The sequence below is a fragment of the Cyclobacterium qasimii M12-11B genome (assembly GCF_000427295.1).
In the GTDB taxonomy this organism is placed as follows: domain Bacteria; phylum Bacteroidota; class Bacteroidia; order Cytophagales; family Cyclobacteriaceae; genus Cyclobacterium; species Cyclobacterium qasimii.
Genome location: NZ_ATNM01000110.1, coordinates 206,050 through 226,949, shown reverse-complemented (window position 1 = coordinate 226,949; position 20,900 = coordinate 206,050). Strand labels below are relative to the sequence as shown.

General features: G+C 38.8%; 17 protein-coding genes, 1 other RNA gene and 1 pseudogene. 15 read left to right on the top strand and 4 right to left on the bottom strand.

The genetic code is table 11. The features are described from left to right. The 8 genes from ADICYQ_RS30805 to ADICYQ_RS27730 all read left to right on the top strand — a co-directional run. Positions 1-567 (top strand): type II toxin-antitoxin system HigB family toxin (locus ADICYQ_RS30805; protein WP_316929304.1); only part of this gene is annotated, 567 nt, incomplete at its 5' end. A gap of 10 nt (positions 568-577) precedes the next feature. After that, positions 578-943 carry a helix-turn-helix domain-containing protein gene (locus ADICYQ_RS13400; RefSeq protein WP_020888997.1) on the top strand — a complete coding sequence of 122 codons (366 nt, stop codon included), beginning with the start codon at positions 578-580 and terminating at the stop codon, positions 941-943. A gap of 1,530 nt (positions 944-2,473) precedes the next feature. After that, positions 2,474-3,580 carry a YaaC family protein gene (locus ADICYQ_RS26060; protein WP_020888994.1) on the top strand — a complete coding sequence of 369 codons (1,107 nt, stop codon included), beginning with the start codon at positions 2,474-2,476 and terminating at the stop codon, positions 3,578-3,580. 89 nt (positions 3,581-3,669) lie between these two features. Beyond that, complete coding sequence (locus tag ADICYQ_RS13390) at positions 3,670-4,371, top strand: hypothetical protein (RefSeq protein WP_020888993.1); 702 nt, start codon at positions 3,670-3,672, stop codon at positions 4,369-4,371. A 194-nt stretch (positions 4,372-4,565) separates the two neighbouring features. After that, positions 4,566-5,561 carry a polysaccharide deacetylase family protein gene (locus ADICYQ_RS13385; protein WP_020888992.1) on the top strand — a complete coding sequence of 332 codons (996 nt, stop codon included), beginning with the start codon at positions 4,566-4,568 and terminating at the stop codon, positions 5,559-5,561. 235 nt (positions 5,562-5,796) lie between these two features. Further along, positions 5,797-8,064 (top strand): ligand-binding sensor domain-containing protein, encoded by a 2,268-nt coding sequence (locus tag ADICYQ_RS13380; RefSeq protein WP_020888991.1) that lies wholly within the window; start codon positions 5,797-5,799, stop codon positions 8,062-8,064. Positions 8,065-8,793: 729 nt separating this feature from the next. Beyond that, positions 8,794-9,255: a type II toxin-antitoxin system VapC family toxin gene (locus tag ADICYQ_RS13375; RefSeq protein WP_020888989.1), complete on the top strand. Its 462-nt coding sequence runs from the start codon at positions 8,794-8,796 to the stop codon at positions 9,253-9,255. Continuing rightward, positions 9,245-9,400 carry a hypothetical protein gene (locus ADICYQ_RS27730; protein WP_020888988.1) on the top strand — a complete coding sequence of 52 codons (156 nt, stop codon included), beginning with the start codon at positions 9,245-9,247 and terminating at the stop codon, positions 9,398-9,400. Before ADICYQ_RS13375 ends, ADICYQ_RS27730 begins: the two co-directional genes overlap by 11 nt. Before the next feature lie 1,261 nt (positions 9,401-10,661). Here the strand turns inward: ADICYQ_RS27730 and ADICYQ_RS13370 are convergent. After that, complete coding sequence (locus ADICYQ_RS13370) at positions 10,662-12,185, bottom strand: sulfatase (RefSeq protein WP_020888986.1); 1,524 nt, start codon at positions 12,183-12,185, stop codon at positions 10,662-10,664. Positions 12,186-12,819: 634 nt separating this feature from the next. Next, positions 12,820-13,125: a hypothetical protein gene (locus ADICYQ_RS13365; protein ID WP_040416167.1), complete on the bottom strand. Its 306-nt coding sequence runs from the start codon at positions 13,123-13,125 to the stop codon at positions 12,820-12,822. A gap of 356 nt (positions 13,126-13,481) precedes the next feature. On the opposite strand from ADICYQ_RS13365, the gene ADICYQ_RS13360 reads away from it, so the two are divergent. From ADICYQ_RS13360 to ADICYQ_RS13330, 6 genes and pseudogenes are all read left to right on the top strand, one after another. Beyond that, positions 13,482-13,802, top strand: coding sequence for a type II toxin-antitoxin system RelE/ParE family toxin (locus tag ADICYQ_RS13360; protein ID WP_020888983.1), 321 nt, complete (start codon positions 13,482-13,484; stop codon positions 13,800-13,802). Beyond that, complete coding sequence (locus tag ADICYQ_RS13355; RefSeq protein WP_020888982.1) at positions 13,799-14,110, top strand: helix-turn-helix domain-containing protein; 312 nt, start codon at positions 13,799-13,801, stop codon at positions 14,108-14,110. Before ADICYQ_RS13360 ends, ADICYQ_RS13355 begins: the two co-directional genes overlap by 4 nt. 696 nt (positions 14,111-14,806) lie before the next feature. Beyond that, positions 14,807-15,148, top strand: a complete 342-nt coding sequence (locus ADICYQ_RS13345; protein WP_040416161.1) for a type II toxin-antitoxin system RelE/ParE family toxin — start codon at positions 14,807-14,809, stop codon at positions 15,146-15,148. Continuing rightward, on the top strand, positions 15,129-15,434 hold the full coding sequence (locus ADICYQ_RS13340; RefSeq protein ID WP_020888979.1) for a helix-turn-helix domain-containing protein: 306 nt from the start codon (positions 15,129-15,131) through the stop codon (positions 15,432-15,434). The genes ADICYQ_RS13345 and ADICYQ_RS13340 overlap by 20 nt, the downstream gene beginning before the upstream one ends. Before the next feature lie 210 nt (positions 15,435-15,644). Then, positions 15,645-15,890 (top strand): AbrB/MazE/SpoVT family DNA-binding domain-containing protein, encoded by a 246-nt coding sequence (locus ADICYQ_RS13335; protein ID WP_020888978.1) that lies wholly within the window; start codon positions 15,645-15,647, stop codon positions 15,888-15,890. Positions 15,891-15,958: 68 nt separating this feature from the next. Further along, a pseudogene (locus ADICYQ_RS13330) lies at positions 15,959-16,189 on the top strand (type II toxin-antitoxin system PemK/MazF family toxin); the annotation flags it as partial. 393 nt (positions 16,190-16,582) lie between these two features. On the opposite strand, the gene ADICYQ_RS27415 reads toward ADICYQ_RS13330, so the two are convergent. After that, positions 16,583-16,735 (bottom strand): hypothetical protein, encoded by a 153-nt coding sequence (locus ADICYQ_RS27415; RefSeq protein ID WP_020888976.1) that lies wholly within the window; start codon positions 16,733-16,735, stop codon positions 16,583-16,585. Positions 16,736-16,935: 200 nt separating this feature from the next. Here ADICYQ_RS27415 and ADICYQ_RS13325 point away from each other — a divergent pair, with 200 nt between their 5' ends. Then, positions 16,936-19,080: a right-handed parallel beta-helix repeat-containing protein gene (locus ADICYQ_RS13325; protein ID WP_020888975.1), complete on the top strand. Its 2,145-nt coding sequence runs from the start codon at positions 16,936-16,938 to the stop codon at positions 19,078-19,080. 394 nt (positions 19,081-19,474) lie between these two features. Here ADICYQ_RS13325 and ssrA read toward each other — a convergent pair. Next, positions 19,475-19,881, bottom strand: a transfer-messenger RNA (tmRNA) gene (gene ssrA / locus ADICYQ_RS26795). Positions 19,882-20,900: the final 1,019 nt, after the last annotated feature.

Here is a 20,900-nt window from a genome sequence, read left to right as displayed (position 1 = left end):
TCCACGCCTTACCAAAAACGCACATTAAGTCCAAATACCTACCCCAAGCTCCAACGGAGCGTAATATATCAGCCAAGGGTGTCAGCCCTTGGTAGGGAAGATTATACACATCTTGATTTTGGCGGTATTGTTGCTCTTTTTTGCAACAATACTGACAAAATCTTCTCGATTATATTTATATACTGCCAACTGCCAACCCTACTAAAAAAAGCAGTTAAAAAGTTCCCGAATTGGGAATTTCATATTATTTTTGTCATAGAATGCTATAATATGAAGAGAATATTTGCAAAAAGTACGTTGAGAATATATTGGGAAAAGCATGCTGCCTCAGAACAATATTTAAAGACTTGGTATGATACTGCAATGAATGCTAACTGGAAATCGCCCAATGATGTAAAACAGACTTATGCAAATGCCAGTATTTTAAAAAATGGCCGAATAGACTTCAATATTAAAGGTAATTCTTACAGGCTTATTGTGAAATTCAATTTTGAAAAGCAATGGGCATTTATTCGTTTTATAGGTACTCATTCTGAATACGATAATATTGATGCTGACACGATTTAAAAAAAATGACATGGATATTAAACCAATAAAAACAGAAGTTGATTACCACATGGCGTTAAATCGACTTGAGGAGATTTTTGATGCCCAGGTTGGGACTCCTGAAAGTGATGAAGCAGATATATTAGGCCTAATGATAGATGAATATGAAAATAAATATTATCCGATTGAAGCACCAGACCCAATTGAAGCGATTAAAATTAGAATGGAAGAAATGCAACTCAAGCAGGTTGATCTGGTAAATGAATTCGGGGGAAAAAACCGAGTTTCAGAAATTCTTAATAAACGGAGGAAACTGACGGTTGAAATGATTCGCAAGCTGGAAACACGCTTGAATCTTTCTGCAAGCCTATTAATTAAAGACTACCAAATCAGGTAATAGCACTGAAAAGAGTTGGCCTTGGTAATAATGGGCAATATTCAATTAGTTGCTATCTTACCGAGATTTAGGTGCCTTTAAAGTAACCCTTTTACGGTCACAGATATCTTGCATGAACTGTTAGCCTAAGTGTCCCGCTATTTAATTCTCAAAGACGGATATTCAACTTTTTAAAAAAAGACAAAACCCCACTAGGGCTGATATTTTTGAATCCGATGGCCTCAGCTACTGGTTGAGTGAATAAAACGTCAATTGATTTTAGGGGTATTGTTGCTTTTTTTCACAACAATGCTGACAAAATCAGGACGTACCCATTCTCTATTTAAGGTAATAAATAACCTTTACGAAATCCGAAACCCCGATAGGGGTGAAATGATTATAGCCGGTGGCTTCAGCCACAGGATTAGTGAAATATACACCCATTGATTTTGGCGGTATTGTTGCTTTTTTTTCGCAACAATGCTGACAAAATCTTCTCGGTTGATTTATCGCGAGAGGGCTTTATCTATTTATTTATAGCCAAAACACTAAAGTCTCCCATATTTGCCTAAATCCCCATCAACCAATCCCAACTCACTAAAAAAACCATCCGAAAATAAAAACCACAAGGTTTCATTAAGACCCACTATAGATAAGAAATTAGGCCCGACTTAATATCCCCAAACAGATACTCCCAAACACCACAGGGGCACTTCAAAACTCCCCCTGTGGCCTTATTTACACCAAATTACTGACAGGGAACTGTTTCGGGGCACCGAAAACTTACAAGCTTGAATACTTTTTATGGATCCTTGAAGGTTAAACATTTTATTTTCCACCTCGACATGATCATTTTGACTATAAACAGACATGGATAAATGGCTGATACGGGACAATGAATGAAAATACTGATTCAAAATGGGTAACGACTTGGGTTTTTATGTCAATTGGTACATTTTCCGCAATTTTTGAGTAAAAAAAATAGGGTGCAGTCTGAAAGATTTCAACCGCACCCTTCAATAACTATTGGGTGATTTAAGCAACTTTTAAAATTTCACCTCCTGTTTCTTAAGAAGAGACTGATCTTTAAGTGATTTCTTCACGTAATAGAAGGTCTATTGTATATTCCAGGTTTCTTTTCCTTTAGGTCTTCTTCCGGCTTGTTCAGTTCATTGTGCTCATGACATATAAGTTTTTAAATTATACATAAATGAATACAATGAAAATACTTTTTAATGTTTTAAAATACAAATTTTATTATATAAAATATACTTAAGGATTAATTATGGAACTGTAGAGTTCGTTTTTGGTTTACGAAAGTGTTTGCAGTTGAAATAGATAGTATATGAAATCTTTCTATACTTTAAGGCTGTTTACTACCTAATATAAGGTAGTAAATTTGGTAAATATTGATAATTGCAAAATAAAAGGCTAATATTTTATCTTGTATTCTTTTAAAGTTGGAAATACTTAATTAGTTTTGTAGGTGAGATACGAATGAAGTGTGGGTTACATTTTATCAGTATGTTCTAATCAATTAAAAATAATACGATGAGGTTAGAAGATTTAGGAGAACAAGTCTTAAGGGAATATAAATCTGTAAAATACTTCCCATTTGAAAATGAAGCAGGGGCACCTTTCATTTTAACTTCTGAACCTTTAAGTTATTTAGAGGCGTGGATTGACAACAAATTGACTGCAATACAAAGAGACTCTGGTAGAAGTAGAGATAATTTAAAAAAAGCCCAATATTTCACACAATTATCAAAAGACTTTTATAGCTCATCAAAACTTGCTAAAATGCCTTCTAAAGGCACATTGTTATATTACTCTTTTATAAACCTCATAAAGGTATTTTTAATTTTGAGAGGGTATGATTTAGAAACTAGGATGGAACATCATGGTTTGTCTCTTCCTTCTGATTCAAAGCTGCAATTGAAATTAGCAAACCCTAACGGAGGAGGAATTTCTATTTTTCATGAATTTTCCAAAGTAATAGGTCGAGAAGTGAAAAATGAAGATGGAATTAATATAGATTTCATTGATTTATTAAGAAACTTACCTGAAGTTCATGAAATTGGTTATGCATTAAACTTATTCCCAAAAAGTAAAAGAAAATTTTTACCAGTTGAGATTAAAATACGAACAAATAGGGCGCGAAAAAAACTTTTTTATACAATCAGTTTTGAAAAGAAATTCTGCAAACAAATGAACGTAGAAAAATTTAAAAAAGGTGTGTTTAAGGAAAAGATAACTTCAATTGAAATTGAAAATGATCCATATAGAAACTATTTTAAATCTATATTACATGTTGGATATACAAGGAACTCCGAGAAAAGTTGGAAAATGTGCTATCCCAAGTTAATTAATGACTTGAATGAATTAAATATAGTTCCTATGCTAACGCGGAGTGGTTACAGGTTTTATATAGATTTGGAATCAAATAGACTGCATAGATTGTCTTCTGTGCTTGCATTTGCTTATTATTTAGGTACAGTGGCTAGATATAGGCCTACTCTAAACGAAACTGTACTTAAAGGGAAGTACCAATCGATTATCAATGAAGCTATAACATCCGTTCCAAGTCAGTTTTTCTATTTAATTGTAAGTCATATAACGAAACAAATTTGTGCTATTCCAATGGCGAAAATAGAATAGAAAGAGGCTAGCAAAATCTATAACCAATTGTAGTCATCAGGTGGCGATTGCCTATATTAAATTGTTGTCGTATTTTAGGAAAAAGCAATATGAAGAAAAAAATACCTTTTGTCGTTTTAGAGACCTTAGAGAAATATGTTAATCTTGAAGGGGATCAATTTAATATTTTGCCTTCTAAAAATTTTCTGTTAAAAATCATTGATAATGACTTAGAATCAGATTTTTATTTTAATGTAGAAGAATTTAAAATTGAAAAAGAACTAAAATTATTAATTGACCTAAAACCGCGTAACAAATCAACAACAAATAATAGTAGGACTTGGATTGAAATTAATAAATTAGACTCTGTTTTCTATTCTTGGGTTAATTTACTGAAAGATTATGGAGAAATAAATTCTTTTTATGATGACCCAATTTTAAAATCTTTTGAAGATGATTATTATTCAGAGTTTGAGATAATAGAAGAGGATGCAGATATTAAACCTCTTAAACCAACGCAGATAGTTCTACTTGATAAGTATTTGGAGGATGTGGAGAACTCTATTGAAAATTTTGCGACAGATAATAACATAGTTGAAATACAGGAGATTAAAAAGGATGTCATTAATTTGAGGGAAAATTTAACTTCTAAGCCTAAAGCATGGATTATTAGAAGTCTATCAAAGATTTGGGCAAAATTGACAAAACAAGGAACCAAATTCCTAAAAGAATTTGTATCTGAAACTAGAAAGCAAGCAATAAAACAAGGAGTTAAATTCATGGTAGAACAAGGAACTGACTTGTTAAATTAGAAAATAGCGTCATTTACTATGCGGACTAGTAGTTTAAGTGGGTTGAGTTATAATGCAGGATAGATTTCATGGGAATGCTAATGGCTGATCTACTAAAAAGTTTTTATAATTACGCCTATCTCCAATAATCCCCCAAATTCCAGCTCCCCCAACTAGTCATAAACACCTCTTTTTGAGTAGTAAAAGAAAAAGTCATGCAAATCAAGATATTTTATAGCCTTTTTCTGGCATCGCTATTAATCATAAGTTCCTGTGGGCAAAAAAGTACTTCTGCTGAAGTACAAGAAACCGAAACCAAAACCCCAGCCAATTGGGCCGAAAGACTGGGTTATCCTGAAGGGAAGAAAGTAATTATGCTGCATGCCGATGACATTGGCATGAGCCCTGAAGCCAATACTGCTGCCATAGAAATGCTGATGGCCGGTGATATACAGTCTGCCGCGGCCATGCCCCCTTGCCCTAATTTTGAAGAAATCATTGCCTGGGCCATTGAGCATCCGGAAATAGACCTTGGCTTGCACCTGGCCTTAACCAGTGAATGGAAAACCTGGCGTTGGCCTTCTGTGGCGCCCGCAGCCGAAGTACCTGGACTTATTGACGAGGAAGGGATGTTATGGCGCTCTGTAGAAGAAGTGGTTGCCCATGCCTCTGCGGAGGAAGTGGCCACTGAAGTAAGGGCGCAGATTGAAAAATCACTTGCCTTGGGTTACCGTCCCGACCATATAGATACCCATATGGGAACCTTGTATGGAGATCCTAAATATGCCATTGTTTACCTAAAAATGGCCATGGAATATGGCATTCCAGCCAATGCCATAGACCTTTCAAATCCTGAAGTGGTGGAGATTTTTAGACAAGGAGGTTATCCCATTACCGATGAGGTGGTTGATTTTATGGCTACCTACACCTTGCCTAAACTGGACTTTTTTACCAGTGCTCCCAAGGCAGATACCTATGAAGAAAAAAAGGAAGCCTTTAAAAATTTGATCAGGTCATTGAAACCGGGATTAACAGAAATTATTTTCCACCCTTCCGCAGATACCGAACAGTTGAAAACCATCACCGGCTCCTGGCAACAAAGGATTTGGGAAGCGGAAATGTTTGCTGATCCGGACTTGAAGCAGTTCTTCGAAGAAGAAGGCATCATCTTCACCGACTGGAAAAAAATCATGGAGCGCTTTAATTCCTGATCCCGACCATAGCAAGAGGTTTTGCTAGCTCCTAAAGGAACGCAGATAAATCACATATAAAGCCCCAAATTAGCTGACTTTGCAGTAATCCCATCCTGCAATGGCTATACTATGAACTGATTTTGGTTTTAAATGAAGAAATCCTTCTACCGAAATTGGATCAATACAATAACAAACCAGGATTAGGTAATAGACTACCTATTGCATAGTCCGGGTTAAATTAAATTACCTGGAAATGAAGCCTGCGATAGAAATTTATATCTCTGCACTGGCAATAGCCTTTATGGCCATTGCATGTAGTAAAACCACCGAATCCGTGGATCTCAGCAAGGAGCAGTTGAGCAGCCATACGGACATCCCTTTTTTACAAGAGTACCATGAGGGTTTTGTTGTCCGTGAAGCAATAGTCGCAGCCAATGATGTGAGGGCCATTCATGTGGCTGCCAACCAGAATGTTTGGATCGCTACGGGACGTGGGGCGTATAGAAAGCAAGCGACAGGAACAGAATGGGAACAAATGCTTCCGGAAGACAATATTGGGCCAGTTTATGACCTTGACTCGGAAGCCTCAGGGCGGGTCTGGCTGGCTTCATGGGATGGCGTTTATGCCTGGGAAAACAATTCCCTGGAAAAAGTACCGGGTCTAAAACCTCCTATAGCCAAGGTCCTCAGCAGTCCCGAGGGTGTTTATGCTTTTGGGCCATACGGCATTTGGCTTTACAAAGGCAATCAGTGGGTGGCCAGGGACATTACCAAAGCCAGAAGTATACGTGCCGCTCTTACTGATAAGGATGGCGGTGTATGGCTTGGGACGGATATTGGGCTTTACCAAAGTGCCCAAAAGGAAACAATCCTGTATCAGGAAAACGAAGACCTGATCAGCGTTTATGTAAAAGGGCTAGATTTTGATGAGGAGGGGAACCTTTGGGTTGGTGGACTTGGAGGAGTAACCATCAGAAAAGGTGACAAGGTAATCGGTAAAAAAGAACCAGCCAATGGCATTACCAATGTAAATGTAAATGTGGTGAAGAAAGCCCCTGATGGTAAAATGTGGGTAGGAACTGATTATGGGATTACCAGGTTTCAGCCGGGAAAAGATGACTATTCCGTCCGCTTAAGCAAGCGTTGGCTAAGGGCAGATGAGGTTAGAGACATTGATTTTGATGCACATGGAAATGCCTGGGTAGCGACTTCAGATGGTGTGAGCCTTATTGGAAGAAAGGAAATGACCTTGGCCGAAAAGGCAGATTATTTCTATGATCAGTTGATTACAAGACATGTTCGGGAACCCGGAATTGTCGCAAGGTTTAAGCTGGAAGTGCCTGGTGATACCAGTACCATAGTGCCTGATGATGATGACAATGACGGAGAATATACCGCCATGTACCTGGCCATGGAATCCTTTCGCTTTGCAGTTACCGGCAGTGAGGAAGCCAAAGAAAGGGCCAAGAAGGCCTTTGACTTTTTGCACCTTTTGCGTGAAGTTACCGGTAAGGATGGCTTTTTTGCCCGGACGGTGGTTCCGATAGACTGGGACAGGCCCATGCACGACATGAACAGGACCTATACCGACAGGGAATTGGCAGAAGCAATCGTCAACAATCCAAGGAATAAAGCTGTAGAAGTTCGCTGGCATCCTTCTGAAGACGGCAAATGGTTGTGGAAGGGAGATACCAGCAGCGATGAATTTGCCGGTCATTTTTATGGCTATTACTGGTATTATTTTCTGGTGGCCGATGAAGCCGAAAAACAGCGAGTGGCAGCACATGTGGAGCAAATCATGGATCATCTGTTGCGGAATGATTTTTACCTGGTGGGAGTGGACGGGAAACCCACAAAATGGGGTGTCTGGTCACCCCAAAGTTTGAACGATGACCCGGAATGGTCACCGGAGAAACCCTTGAATTCACTGGAGATACTGTCATTTCTCAAGTTTGCCCATGCCATTACCGGCAAAGCAAGTTACCAGGAAGCTTATATGAAGTTGATCACAGAACATGGTTACCTGGAAAACGCCAAAAAGCTTTACACCACCAACCCGGCATGGGAGACCTATTTTGACATTTACATGGCCCTTTACATTTACCCCGCACTTATCAACCTTGAAGAAGATCCTGACTTGAAGGCCGAGTACCGCAAACATTTGGACCAATGGTTTGCTAAATTCAGAGAGACGCAAAGTCCCATGCTTAATTTTACCTACAACCTATTGACTGAGGGAAGCGATGAACTGGAGGCTTCCATATTCTTCCTACAAGATGCCCCGCTGAGTTTGGTAGATTGGTACATTGACAATGGTAAGAGAGAAGACCTGCATTTGGTGAGGTCCCCCATTCTGGAAGAGGTACAAGTAAATGAATTGAGACCACCCAGTGAATACCGCACCATGCGCTGGGACAATAACCCCTATTTGGCGGTTTCCGGCAATCCCTCAGAGGAAAAAGAACCAGTTTATTGGCTTTTACCCTACTGGATGGGAAGGTATCAGAGACTAATCAAGTAGCCGATTTTGGCTGTATTGTTGCTTTTTATTCGCAACAATGCTGACAAAATCACAACGTCTATTTCTTATCAAAAACGCACATTAAGTTCTTAGACATCACCAAGCCCTAAAGGGGCGCAATATCTCAGCCAAGGGTGACAGCCCTTGGTATAAAATGATCAACCCATCTTGATTTTGGCGGTATTGTTGCCATTTTTTCTGCAACAATGCTGACAAAATCACAACGTTATAGCCCTTTTCTACGCATCAACTTTTATGACAAACCAAAAACCCCGGTAGGGGTGACATGATTATAGCCGGTGGCCTCAGCCACCGGATTATTGAATAAAACGTTTATCGATTTTGGCGGTATTGTTGCCATTTTTCTGCAACAATGCTGACAAAATCTCAACGTCTATTTCTTATCAAAAACGCACATTAAGTTCTTAGACATCACCAAGCCCTAAAGGGGCGCAATATCTCAGCCAAGGGTGACAGCCCTTGGTATAAAATGATCAACCCATCTTGATTTTGGCGGTATTGTTGCTTTTTTTTCGCAACAATGCTGACAAAATCTTATCGGCTAGAATCCACCAAATACTTTTAAGTTCAATAATATAACAATAAGTTTAGGAGGTTTGTGAAAAAATGTAAAAGCATTTTCTGTGTGATACTTTAAAGAAAATATCTAAAATCAAATTGTTTTAACAGGATTTAATTTTGCGTAAGTTTAAGCATCAAATTACATCTATGAAGCAGAGGTTTTATTTGGATACATCGGTTTTTGGAGGAGCGTTCGATAAAGAGTTCGACGAAATCACTTTACAACTCTTTGAGCGAATAAAACTTGGAAAGGTTACTTGTGTCTATTCGGAACTAGTCGAAGCGGAACTTGTTGATTCACCCAGCAAGGTAAAAAATTTCTTTAGGGAATTGCCTAAGCCAAGTCTTGAAAAAGTAGAAATAAATGATGAAATTCTGTCGCTTGCAACCAAGTACGTAGAGGAAAAAGTAGTGGGTGAAACAAGTTTAGATGATTGCATACATATTGCGATCGCAACGTACCATCGAGCAGACATTCTAGTTAGTTGGAATTTTAAGCATATAGTGAACGTTTATAGAATCAGAGGGTACAATTCAATAAATCTGCGAATGAATTATCCATCATTGGAAATACGTTCTCCCAAAGAAATTATCGATTATGAAAGCTAAGGAAGAAAATCAAAAAACAGAGTTTGATACCGTTCAGACTTTTCGTAAAATTAAGGAAAAGATTTCCAAGGATTTGAAAGGAAAAAGTTTTGCGGAGATCAAGGAATACTTGAAAAACCGGAGCTCAAAACTACATACAGAATAAGTCTGACACATACACATCGGTTATCGCTAGGTAGAAAGTTCCTAACTGACCAATTGGAACTGCTACTATTCGGGTGAACGATCCAATGAACGCTTTAACTTTGTTCGATCAAAAGATCATTTTTTTTAAAAATAGGGAGCCTGCTAACCTAAAAACTAAAATTCCCGCCAAACCAATTTCCTCTTGATTTAAAAAAAGCTTGCGAATGCTTGTCTATGGTGCTTCGGGATCAGATTATGTGAATTATGCACCCACCAGTTAATTGTTTTTATCCCTTTATTTAAGGCGTTATCTAGATAATTTTCAAAAACGATGTTTAATGATGAATTTTACGATATCACGTGACCTATAGGTGTGATGTCAAAGCAAAGGATATCATCTCGTGCAAGAGTAATTTAACGTCACAAACACACCTTTCCTATTCGTTTTTGTAAATGAACATTAAGTCTATGACAACCGAAAACCCAGGCAGGGGTGAAATGATTATAGCCAGTGGCGTCAGCCACTGGAATAGATATAAAATGCCAATCGATTTTGGCTGTATTGTTGCTTTTTATTCGCAACAATGCTGACAAAATCACAACGTCTATATTTTACCAAAAAACGCACATAAAATTCTAAGACAACCACAAGCCCTAAAGGGGCGCAATAAATCAGCCAAGGGTGTCAGCCCTTGGAATAAAATGATCCATCCATCTTCCTCATGATCGTTATTTTCTCTTGGTAATGAATTGGTCTTAACACCTAAATTTTACGGAGATGGGGTGATTTTTCTGTATATCCACTGTTCATTTTTGGCTTGACCCAAAAACGAACCAAAAAGGTCAAGGCTGTCAAATCTTATTTCAAATGATGGACAAGGTGTATGGGAAATATTTCATTTACATTACCATCATTTGATTTTTGGAGCTGGACTCCAGGCTAAAAATGAGTGGATCTCCTTGTTGGAGCTAACTCATTTTCTTAACGCCTTCCATCCTGCACCAAAAACCATAATCTTTGAAGGCCGGAAAATGTCTAAAATAACATGCTGTCGTAGATTTCAAGTCTACCAAACCAGCAATTCACTGACTGAACCCTGAAACCATAAATGACCAATTCTTAATCAAAGACGCGCACCAAGTCTTAGGATTACACAAAGCCCTGACGGGGCGCAATATCTCAGCCAAGGGTGACAGCCCTTGGTATAAAATGATCAACCCATCTTGATTTTGGCGGTATTGTTGCCATTTTTTTCTGCAACAATGCTGACAAAATCTCCTTAATGCAGACTAGATACCTGATCAGGATAGGGTACGAATTGTCCGGTAGCGTTTATTGTTGGCATTTGTGCTTTGGTCTCTTTCAATAACTTTGTCATCAATTCAGCCATTTCTTTGGTTTTAATCTTATTGGTCTTGCTTAGCTCGGTGGATTCACCGATATCATCCTTTAAATTGAACAATTCAAATTTTTGATCCACATGGTAGTAGATCAGCTTCCAGTTTCCCTTTCTGACGACACTATAGGGTGGGGTGTAATAGGTATTAGGGAAGTGCCAAAGTAGTGGTCTGTCCACAGAATTAGAACTCACCCCTTTTAAAAGAGGAACAAAGCTTTGGCCATCTATACTTTTATTTGCCAACTTGTTAAGTCCTGCCATTTCTAAAAAGGTTGGAAAGATATCCTCGATGATAATACAATCATCTGTAGTTGTTCCCGGATTGGTCACATCTGGCCACTTGACCAATAGGGGTACCCTGATACCTCCTTCATATGGACTTAATTTATGCCCTCTCAAGGGTAGGTTTTGAGGTACTTGCATTGGGGGGCCGTTGTCAGACATAAAAACAACAATCGTATTGTCATTCACACCGAGTTTTTCCAGGTGATTCAAAATGTCTCCCAAGGATTTGTCAATGCCCTCAATCATTGATGCGTAGGTGGCTTCCAGTTCGTTTAGCCCCTGATCTATGTATTTTTGGTAATAGCGTTCATCCTTTTCCCTAGGGGGGTGATTGGCATAATGTGATAGGTACAGGTAAAAAGGTTTGTTGTCCTTCACTGCCTTTGAAACTGCTTTTAGCCCTTCTCTAGTCAGTGCTTCAGTTAGGTAAATGGCTTCGCCATGATAAGCTTCCAGGCCGGGTAAATCCAATAAAGGGTTGCCCGCACCTTTCCAAGCCGCGCTGAAATTATTGGTGCCTAAATAGCTTCCAGGGCCACCTGCCGCATTTCCACCAATGTTAAGGTCAAAACCCAAGTTTAATGGATTCTCTCCTGGAGTACCTATGGCCCCAAAATGTGCTTTCCCCACATGAATGGTCCTATAATCATTTTGACTCAATAGCAGCGGCAAGTTTTCTGAATGAAAGAAAGTATGAGGAATATTAGGGACAGGGCTCAGGCCGTTTAGGTTCCAATCGGGGGACTTTACCACCTCGTGATCATTATCAGGTGATACATCTTTTTTCAAGGTCCAGTTGGTAACCGTATGTCTGGCAGCATTTATTCCCGTCATTAAACTTATCCTGGAAGGAGTACAGACTGCACTGGCATAAGCTTGTGTGAATTTCATTCCCTCTCGGGCCAATCTCTCCATATTGGGAGTTTGATACCTTTGGTTGAGTGCAGTAATTTCTTTATAAAATGGCACCGAAGTATCTTGCCATCCCATGTCACCTACAAAGAAGAAGACGATATTAGGTTGTTTTTTCTTTTTAGGAATTTCCGATCCATGTACTGCGCCGAAAGACACTACAAATAGAAATCCTAGTAGGATGATTTTTACAGGTAGTTTTATCATTATTCTATATCTATTTGGTTGGCATAATAAGTATACCAAGGTTTTGGCCTTTTCTTATAGGTCTTGAAAGGTGTTGATTTTAGTATGGATACCCATCCCACGCTTATTTACCATCTGAGCCTTTTGAACTGGGCTCGGTTTCGATACTGGATAAAATTAAGATTTCACTGAATTCAAGGGATCCGTCGTACCAATATAGAAAAGTTAACTATCCCAATATAATGTTTTTAAATACATTTTAATATTGAACATTTTCTATTACAAGAATGGAAACAATAAAGGATTCATTTTCCATCTTGCAGGCCAGGCCCAATACCTTTACGATCCCTTTTTTTGATACACAAAAGGCCTTTCCATTTTGTCGGGCTTGAAAGCTTCACCCTGCAGGGTAGGGATGGCTATAGTCATAATCTCAAAATCTTCCGTTTTTTCTCGGTGGATACCATTCGTAGCGCTTAACAAACCTATAAAAATATGGGGCTTTCAGCTACTGCCACATCGGTTCTTTGGTTAGGACGAAGAATACCCATCCTCCAGTTAGGCTGTAATTGCAAATTTACCCCTAGTCGAAGTTCAACTTCCCAAAATTGAAGTAAAGGAAAATTTCACGATATCCGAAGAAGCCTGAAAGGCTTCAACAATAATAACCGGGTGGTGTCAACCCACGGAAACCTGAATAAAACGTCAATCGATTTTGGCGGTATTGTTGCCATTTTTTTTCTGCAACAATGCTGACAAAATCCCAACGTCCATGTCTTACCAAAGATGCGCATAAAATGCTGATCTTACCAAGCCCCAACGGGGCGTAATATCTCAGCCAGGGTGTCAGCCCTTGGTAAGGAAGATTTACATATTTTGATTTTGGCGGCATTGTTGCTTTTTTTTTTGCAACAATGCTGACAAAATCACAACGGTACATTCCTTTTCCGAAACCACACATTAACCTTTACGCCAACCAGAAACCCCGACAGGGGTGAAATGATTGTAGCCAGTGGCGTCAGCCACTGGATTGGTTAAATAAACGTCAATTGATTTTGGCGGTATTGTTGCTTTTTTCTGCAACAATGCTGACAAAATCTTCTCTATAAATGGCAAAGAAAAAGGGTCTCCTCATCGAGAAGCCAAATATGTTGCAGAAAGTTGAACTAGGGGAGATGCCATGACTAGTTCTAGGGTTAATATTCATTATTTCAAGATGTTGGAGAATTAAAGTTTCCTTTCATTGAAACTTTTTCTATCTTTGGTAGGTATTAATTAATGCTGATTTGATGGACAAAAAGTTTGATATCAAATTAATTGGAAGAGGCATTCGGATTTATCAAAAGCCAAAATGATAAAGTTCAGGACAAGATATTTTACAATATCCGAAAGGCACAGCTTCTTAATGATCCGAAACTTTTCAAAAAACTAAATCAAAACATTTGGGAATTACGCACCAAATATGCAGGACTCCAATATCGGATTCTTGCCTTTTGGGAAAAAGAAAATAATGAAATGACACTGGTTTGCGGCACACATGGATTCGTAAAGAAGACAGATAAAGTAAGCCCTAAAGAAATTGAAAAAGCTGAAAAAATCAGAATTGATTATTTTAACCGGAAAAAGAAAGAAAAATGAAAACATATAGTTTAGACGAAGCACAGGATTTAATAATTGGCAAGGTGGGGACAGCTCGCAGAGACCAATTTGAATTTGAGCTTAAACTAGATCTTATTGGTGAAATGATCAAGACTGCCCGAAAGGAACGCCACCTAACTCAGGAACAACTTGGGGCATTAATTGGAGTAAAAAAATCACAAATTTCAAAACTTGAGAACAATGCCAAAAATGTAACCATTGAAACCATTCTAAAAGTATTTGAGGCGCTAAAGGCAAAGGTCAACTTTAAGGTCGAACTTATGAACAACGAACCAAATATCGTTTGACTGTAGGAAACAGGCACTAAAAAACATAGGCAAACCAAATCTTCTGAAAGGTAACCCAAAAAGAGGTTTTGCAATGCATCTAGCAACTGGGGCGCATATTCATTTCGATTCGACGTTATGACCAATTTACACACATGAAAAATAAACGAATTGTAGCAATAACCTTTTCTCTTCTTTTAACCCTAAGCTCATACGCCCAACAAATCACACCAGATGAATTCCGATAAAAGATTGAATTTTGCAACACCAATCTGTCAGATGGCTATTGATATAAAGGCGTAATTACAAATTACACCTAGTCGAAGTTCAACTTCCCAAAATTGATGTAAAGGAAAATTTCACGATATCCGAAGAAGCCTGAAAGGCTTCAATAATAATAACCGTGCGGTGTCAACCCACGGAAACCTGAATAAAATCCCAACGTCCATTCCTTACCAAAATCATACACCAAGTCCTATGATTACACCAAGCCCCAACGGGGTGCAATATATCAGCCAAGGGTGTCAGCCCTTGGTAAGGAAGATTATACACATTTTCATTTTGGCGGTATTGTTGCCTTTTTTTCTGCAACAATGCTGACAAAATCTTCTCTTGGGATTCAAATTTTTATTTCTTTTTGGAGAACTGTAATTATGGGTTTTTTGGGGACATGAGAATAATGTTGCACTAAAGGGCTACTTTCTTTATATTTGAGGCGTGAGTAAGAAGCGTCAAATAGTCTTTTACAAAAGCCACTTTCAAGATTTTTTCATTAAGCAAAATCAGAAAGTAAAGGATAAGATTATTTGGACATTAGGATTGATTGAAGAGCTGGATAGAATACCAGAAACGTATTTAAAATTTATCAAAAATACGAATGGGCTTTACGAAATAAGAGTCCAAAAAGGGAACGATATTTTCAGAATATTTTGTTTTTTCGATGAAGGTAAACTTGTTGTCTTGATGAATGGATTTCAAAAAAAGACTCAAAAAACGCCAAAGAACGAGATAATTAGGGCACTTAGCATAAAGACAGATTATGAAAGCAATAAAAAATGATTTAATGACACTTGAAACGTTTAAGGATGTGCATTATGGTAAAACCGGGACTGAAAAAAGGGATGCTTTTGAAGAGGGGTACAAGTCTTTCAAAATTGGAGCAATGCTTCATCAAGCAAGGATTGATAGGGGAATGACACAGCAAGAATTAGCCGATAAAGTCGGTACTACCAAATCCTATATCTCTAAGATTGAGAATAATTTAAAGGAAGTAAAAATATCCACACTCAAGAGAATTATTGAAAATGGATTGGGTGGAAAGTTGGAGTTATCGGTAAAACTTTAAACCATTCTATACAAAATATTATGCTGGTAGTAATTGGAAAGGGAGTATTGCTGCTTTGATAAAAATAAGAATCGATAACATGGTAATTGTATGATAGTCAATATTGTTTATGAATTAAATAGACAAAATTTCTTTCCCAAGGCTTTTAATTAGAATTTGGAAAAGCAACCCCAATGTGATTACTTTATAATTACATAAACTGCTAGAATTATGGAAATATCAGTGGTTAAAATAGGGAATTTTAAGGGGATTAGACTTAGTAAAACGCTTATAGCACGGTATAACATTAAAGGCACAATTGACTTGATTCTTGAGAAAGAACAAATTGTTCTAAGGCAAAAAGCTACTCCTAGAAAAGGCTGGGAAAAGGCATTTAAAGAAATGAATGAAAATGGAGACGACAGCCTTCTGATTAGTGATGGCTTTGAAGACGACAACCTTGACGAATGGGAATAGAACAATATCAGATCATCTTGGTGAATCTGGATCCTACCATTGGGAGTGAAATATAAAAGACCAGACCTTGTGTTATTGTCCCTCCCAACGAAATGAATAAATACCTCAGGACCCTTGTTATTGCGCCTATGACAACGAGTTCCAAAAACTATCCGACCAGAATTGAGGTAAAACATGACAACAAAATTGGTTGGATTGTTCTTGACCAAATTAGAACAATTGATAAAGGACGATTTGTAAAACCTTTGGGCCGGTTATCAAAACCAGAAATAAAAGAATTGAAAGCCATTATCAAATAGACTTTCGTAGACTAATAGCAAATCAAACCTAACAAAGTTAAAAATGGATAGAACTTCATTTAAGCTTAAAAGTATTTACTTCGTCGCAGTTGGATGCCATATCTGACCTTTGCTATATGCGAATTTCCCGTTGACTAATAGGGTATTGCCAATGCTAACATAAGTAAGATTTTCTTAGATGATTTGTTTTAGGCCATTGCAAATGGCCTTTTAAAATGATTTTTCTAAAGTTTATAGCCATTGATATAAAGGTGTAATTGCAAATTTACCCCTAGTCGAAGTTCAACTTCCCAAAATTGAAGTAAAGGAAAATTTCACGATATCCGAAGAAGCCTGAAAGGCTTCAACAATAATAACCGTGTGGTGTCAACCCACGGAAACCTGAATAAAACGTCAATCGATTTTGGCGGCATTGTTGCCATTTTTCCGCAACAATGCTGACAAAATCACAACGGCATTGTCCTTTGCAGAAACCACACACCATACTTTATGCCAACAGAAAACCCCGGCAGGGGTGATATTTTTATAGCCAGTGGCGTCAGCCACTGGATTGGTGAAATAAACGTCAATCGATTTTGGCGGTATTGTTGCTTTTTTTCTGCAACAATGCTGACAAAATCTCCACCGAAGTTAGCCTAGTAGACACGACTCCTCACCCATATGCCTCCTGAATTCCAATGAAAATCCCCCCTAGATGGAAATATTTGCCCTTTAATTGTAAATTGGCTTACCAAAGAAAAAGGACAATGAATCATATAAAAATTAGTAGTGCTATTGGATTATTATTGGTTTTTCTCATGCATTTTACGCCCATGGCCTTTGCATCAGCAAACCAGGTCAATAAAAACGAGCTCACTATCTATGTGGCTCCAAATGGAGATGATAAGAACGAAGGAAAGATTGACCAACCATTGGCCAGCCTTATAGGCGCTCGTGACATGATCAGGAAGCACAAAAAGAATACTGGGCATTCTGGTCCGATTACCGTGTTAATCCGTGGAGGTGCATACCAGATGTTAGCACCTCTGGAGTTGAATCCAGAGGATGGCGGTTCTCAAGAAGCTCCCGTGGTGTATAAAGCCTATCAGGATGAAAAACCAGTGTTCAGTGGTGGCAAAAAACTATCTGGATTTAAGGTGAATGAACTGGGCATTTGGGAACTGGAACTCCATGAAAGCCAGTATTACAAATGGCGATTTGACCAGTTGTACGTCAATGGAAAAAGGGCAACTTTGGCCCGTACACCCAATGAAGGTTTTATGCACATAGCTGCAGTGAAGCAAAATGATTGGATAAAAGGTACAGGAAGGGCGGTAGAAAAAGCCCAGCATGTGTTTTCTTTTGACGAAGAGAACTTTTCCCATTTAAAAGGTGTCGCCGACGAGGATTTGGATAATATTCGCCTCAGGGCCTACCACAAGTGGAATTTCACCATGCGGTATCTTGATAAATTGGACAAGGACAGTGCACAGGTATATACTTCCGGTGGAGGAATGCCACCCTGGAACCCAATTAAAGAAGGAGGGCGGATTGTATTCGAAAATTTTGCAGCAGCATTGGATGAGGCAGGAGAGTGGTATTTAAATTCGAAAGGAACCCTGTATTATATCCCTCTTCCCGGTGAGCAACCCGAAGATGCGGAAGTAATTGCTCCGGTGTTGGATAACCTTGTGTTGGTCAAAGGGGATGCTGCCAATGGTGAATCGGTTGAACATGTTCGTTTTGAAGGCCTATCTTTTATGCATTGCCATTATGCGGTTCCTCCTTCGGGGTCTGAACCCAGCCAGGCGGCTGCAATGATCAATGCGGCGGTGATGATCGAAGGGGCCAACCATGTTGACTTTGTGAATTGTGAAATTTCTAAAACCGGTCAGCATGCTCTTTGGTATGGCAAAGGCTGTCATTACAGTACGGTCGAGCGCAGTTATTTACATGATCTTGGAGGAGGGGGGATTTACCTTGGAGAGACCAAGGCGCATGAGGGTGCGAATCATACCTCTCACATCAAACTGCACAATAATATCATACAGACCGGAGGTTTGGAGTATCCTACAGCTGTGGGAGTCTGGGTAGGCCATAGTTCTGACAATGAAATCAGCAATAATGATATCGGTAATTTTTATTATACAGGAATTTCTGTTGGATGGGTTTGGGGATATGCCGAAAGCAATGCCAAAAGGAATAAAATAGTTAATAATCATATCCATCACATAGGTTGGACCCTGCTTAGCGATATGGCAGCGGTTTATACCCTGGGTAAATCAGAAGGAACAGTGATCAGTAACAATATTGTCCATCATGTGCATGCCTACTCTTATGGTGGCTGGGGCTTGTATACAGATGAAGGCTCCACCGGTATAGTGATGGAAAATAACCTGGTTTACAGTACCAAAACCGGCGGTTTTCACCAGCATTACGGTGCAAACAATACCATTCGAAATAATATCTTCGCCTATGCCAAAATGTACCAAGCCCAGTGTACAAGGGTAGAAGAGCACAGGTCATTTGATTTCATGAACAATATTATCGTCTTCGATGAAGGTGCGGTGTTACAAGGTGCCTGGGAAAAGATTGACATTGCCATGGATAACAATATGTATTGGAATACGGGAGGAGAGGAGTACGATTTTAACGGAAAAAGCTTTTCAGAATGGCAAAAGTTTGGGCAGGATCAACACAGTAGGATCATGAACCCCCGATTTAAAGATCCTGAAAATTTCAACTTTGAATTCAGTAGCAAAAAAGCCATTAGGCGGATTGGTTTTGAACCATTTGACCTTGATGCAAGTGGAGTTTATGGTAATGAGACATGGATAGAAAAAGCCAAGCTGCCTTCAAGGATATTGGCCGCATTTGATGAACAGGTAAAGTTGAATATGGGTAAGGAATAGGAAAACATTTGATCCCATCAGGAAAGGTGACGTTTATTTGGTCAAGCAGCATCCTCCATTAGATAGCCACAGAAAAAGCAGATAATGAAGATTGACGAGTTCTGTTACTGACTTTAGATTGAATCAGCCCGTTTCAATTCCATCAATTCAGCAATAAAATTTCTTTTGCCGCAACTCCCCTTGAAGGGGGCAAGGGATTTATACGGGAAAGTAATTCTATTTCAACTTGATATTTTATAGTTGTTTGCATCAGAAATCCCTCCCGACTTTGGTCGGGACAAGCTCTCAGTCCCTCTTTTTTGAAGGGGGATTTTGTTAATTCTAATATTGATGAATCGCATTACTAATAAAAAACAAAAGCCCTGACTACTTTTTAAAGTAATCAGGGCTTCTTTTGTGGAGCTGGCGGGAGTCGAACCCGCGTCCAGATAGGGAAACACCGTACCGTCTACATGCTTAGTCAACTATTGAATTGTCGACCGAAAGCCGCTGGTTGACACACCTACTTTCAGCTTATCTGCTTAATTTCGCACCTGATTAGCAGCATCACAAGCACTAGTCCTTCCTTATCGACACCCCAGTATCAACCCCGAAAAGACACAGGGTTGCGGGATGTGGCCGGGGAGCATCTATCGAAACTCAACCCTTTAAGCATTATCTAGTCCCCTAAGGGTAAGATTACGCAGCCATGGCGTAATTAGATTCGCCAATTATGGTTTGTATGAATCGTTCAAGGCAGTACATACTCCAGCCTGCATGCGAGCCCAATCTTCACTCCTACTGTCAAAACCGGTCAGCCCCATTTGAGATGAGTTGACAAAGCTAACACAAATTTGGTTCCAAAACCTAAATATTTTTTAGCAGTTAATAAACCTTGTGGAAGGGAAACCTGGACAATCCTTTCATGGATTTGCCTTATAACCAGCCATCGTGGTATGATCGTTTTATAAAAAAAATACTTAAGCATGACTCCGACTACTTTAGAGGGGCGAGGTAAGGAAGACGTGATATTCTCTTGGCTGGGGATTCCCGCGGCTTTCTTCACTCAATGCCCTCCCTAAGCCTCGGAATGATGATTTTGTGGTGGCACTGAGTCGAAATTAAATTTATAAGGGTAAGGTTTGACTGATTTTAATAATGATAATGAATGCCTTTGGCAAATTGTGCTACACATATTAAAATAAAAAAAGGCCATGGAGTCGTAACCATGGCCTCTGAACTATATAAGCTAAAAAAATCACCTTTCCGAAATACTGTCTGAAAACGGTTTAAAGCATGTTAATACTTTTATCTCAGCTGTTTTGCTATTTATAAAAGCATATACGAACAGTTATCTTTTTTTGGATCGCTAGCGCAGTAAATTATTTTGCTTTCAGTGTTAAATCTCTGTTTAATTGTTTGGTAGTTAATAGGTTGTAGCTACAAAATAAATAATTTTTTTTACCTGAAAGTAACAGTTCTTGCCTGCTTTTAATCAATAAAGGTGCCAAGGAATGCTTTTATTAACCCTACAGCCTGTTTTTTGTTTCAATTTATTTTTTAAATCAGAAACTACCGCCAGCCGAAGTAGCTAAGAAAGACCAGTCTATTTTGATTGGATGAGACGGTATACTTTTCAAAAAAGGGTTAAATTGCCTCAAGGTTGGAAAAGGTCAAAGCTTGCTCCTTCCTATGTCATTTATGATGTGTATTGCTAACCTTATTTTTTATCCTTAAAGCCAACAGTGCATGTTCGACGCCGATTCCAGAAGCGGAGCCAGGATTCTCTACAGGAAACTCAAGTTAAATTGGGTTTTCAGTACCTCTACCTTTATTGGTAA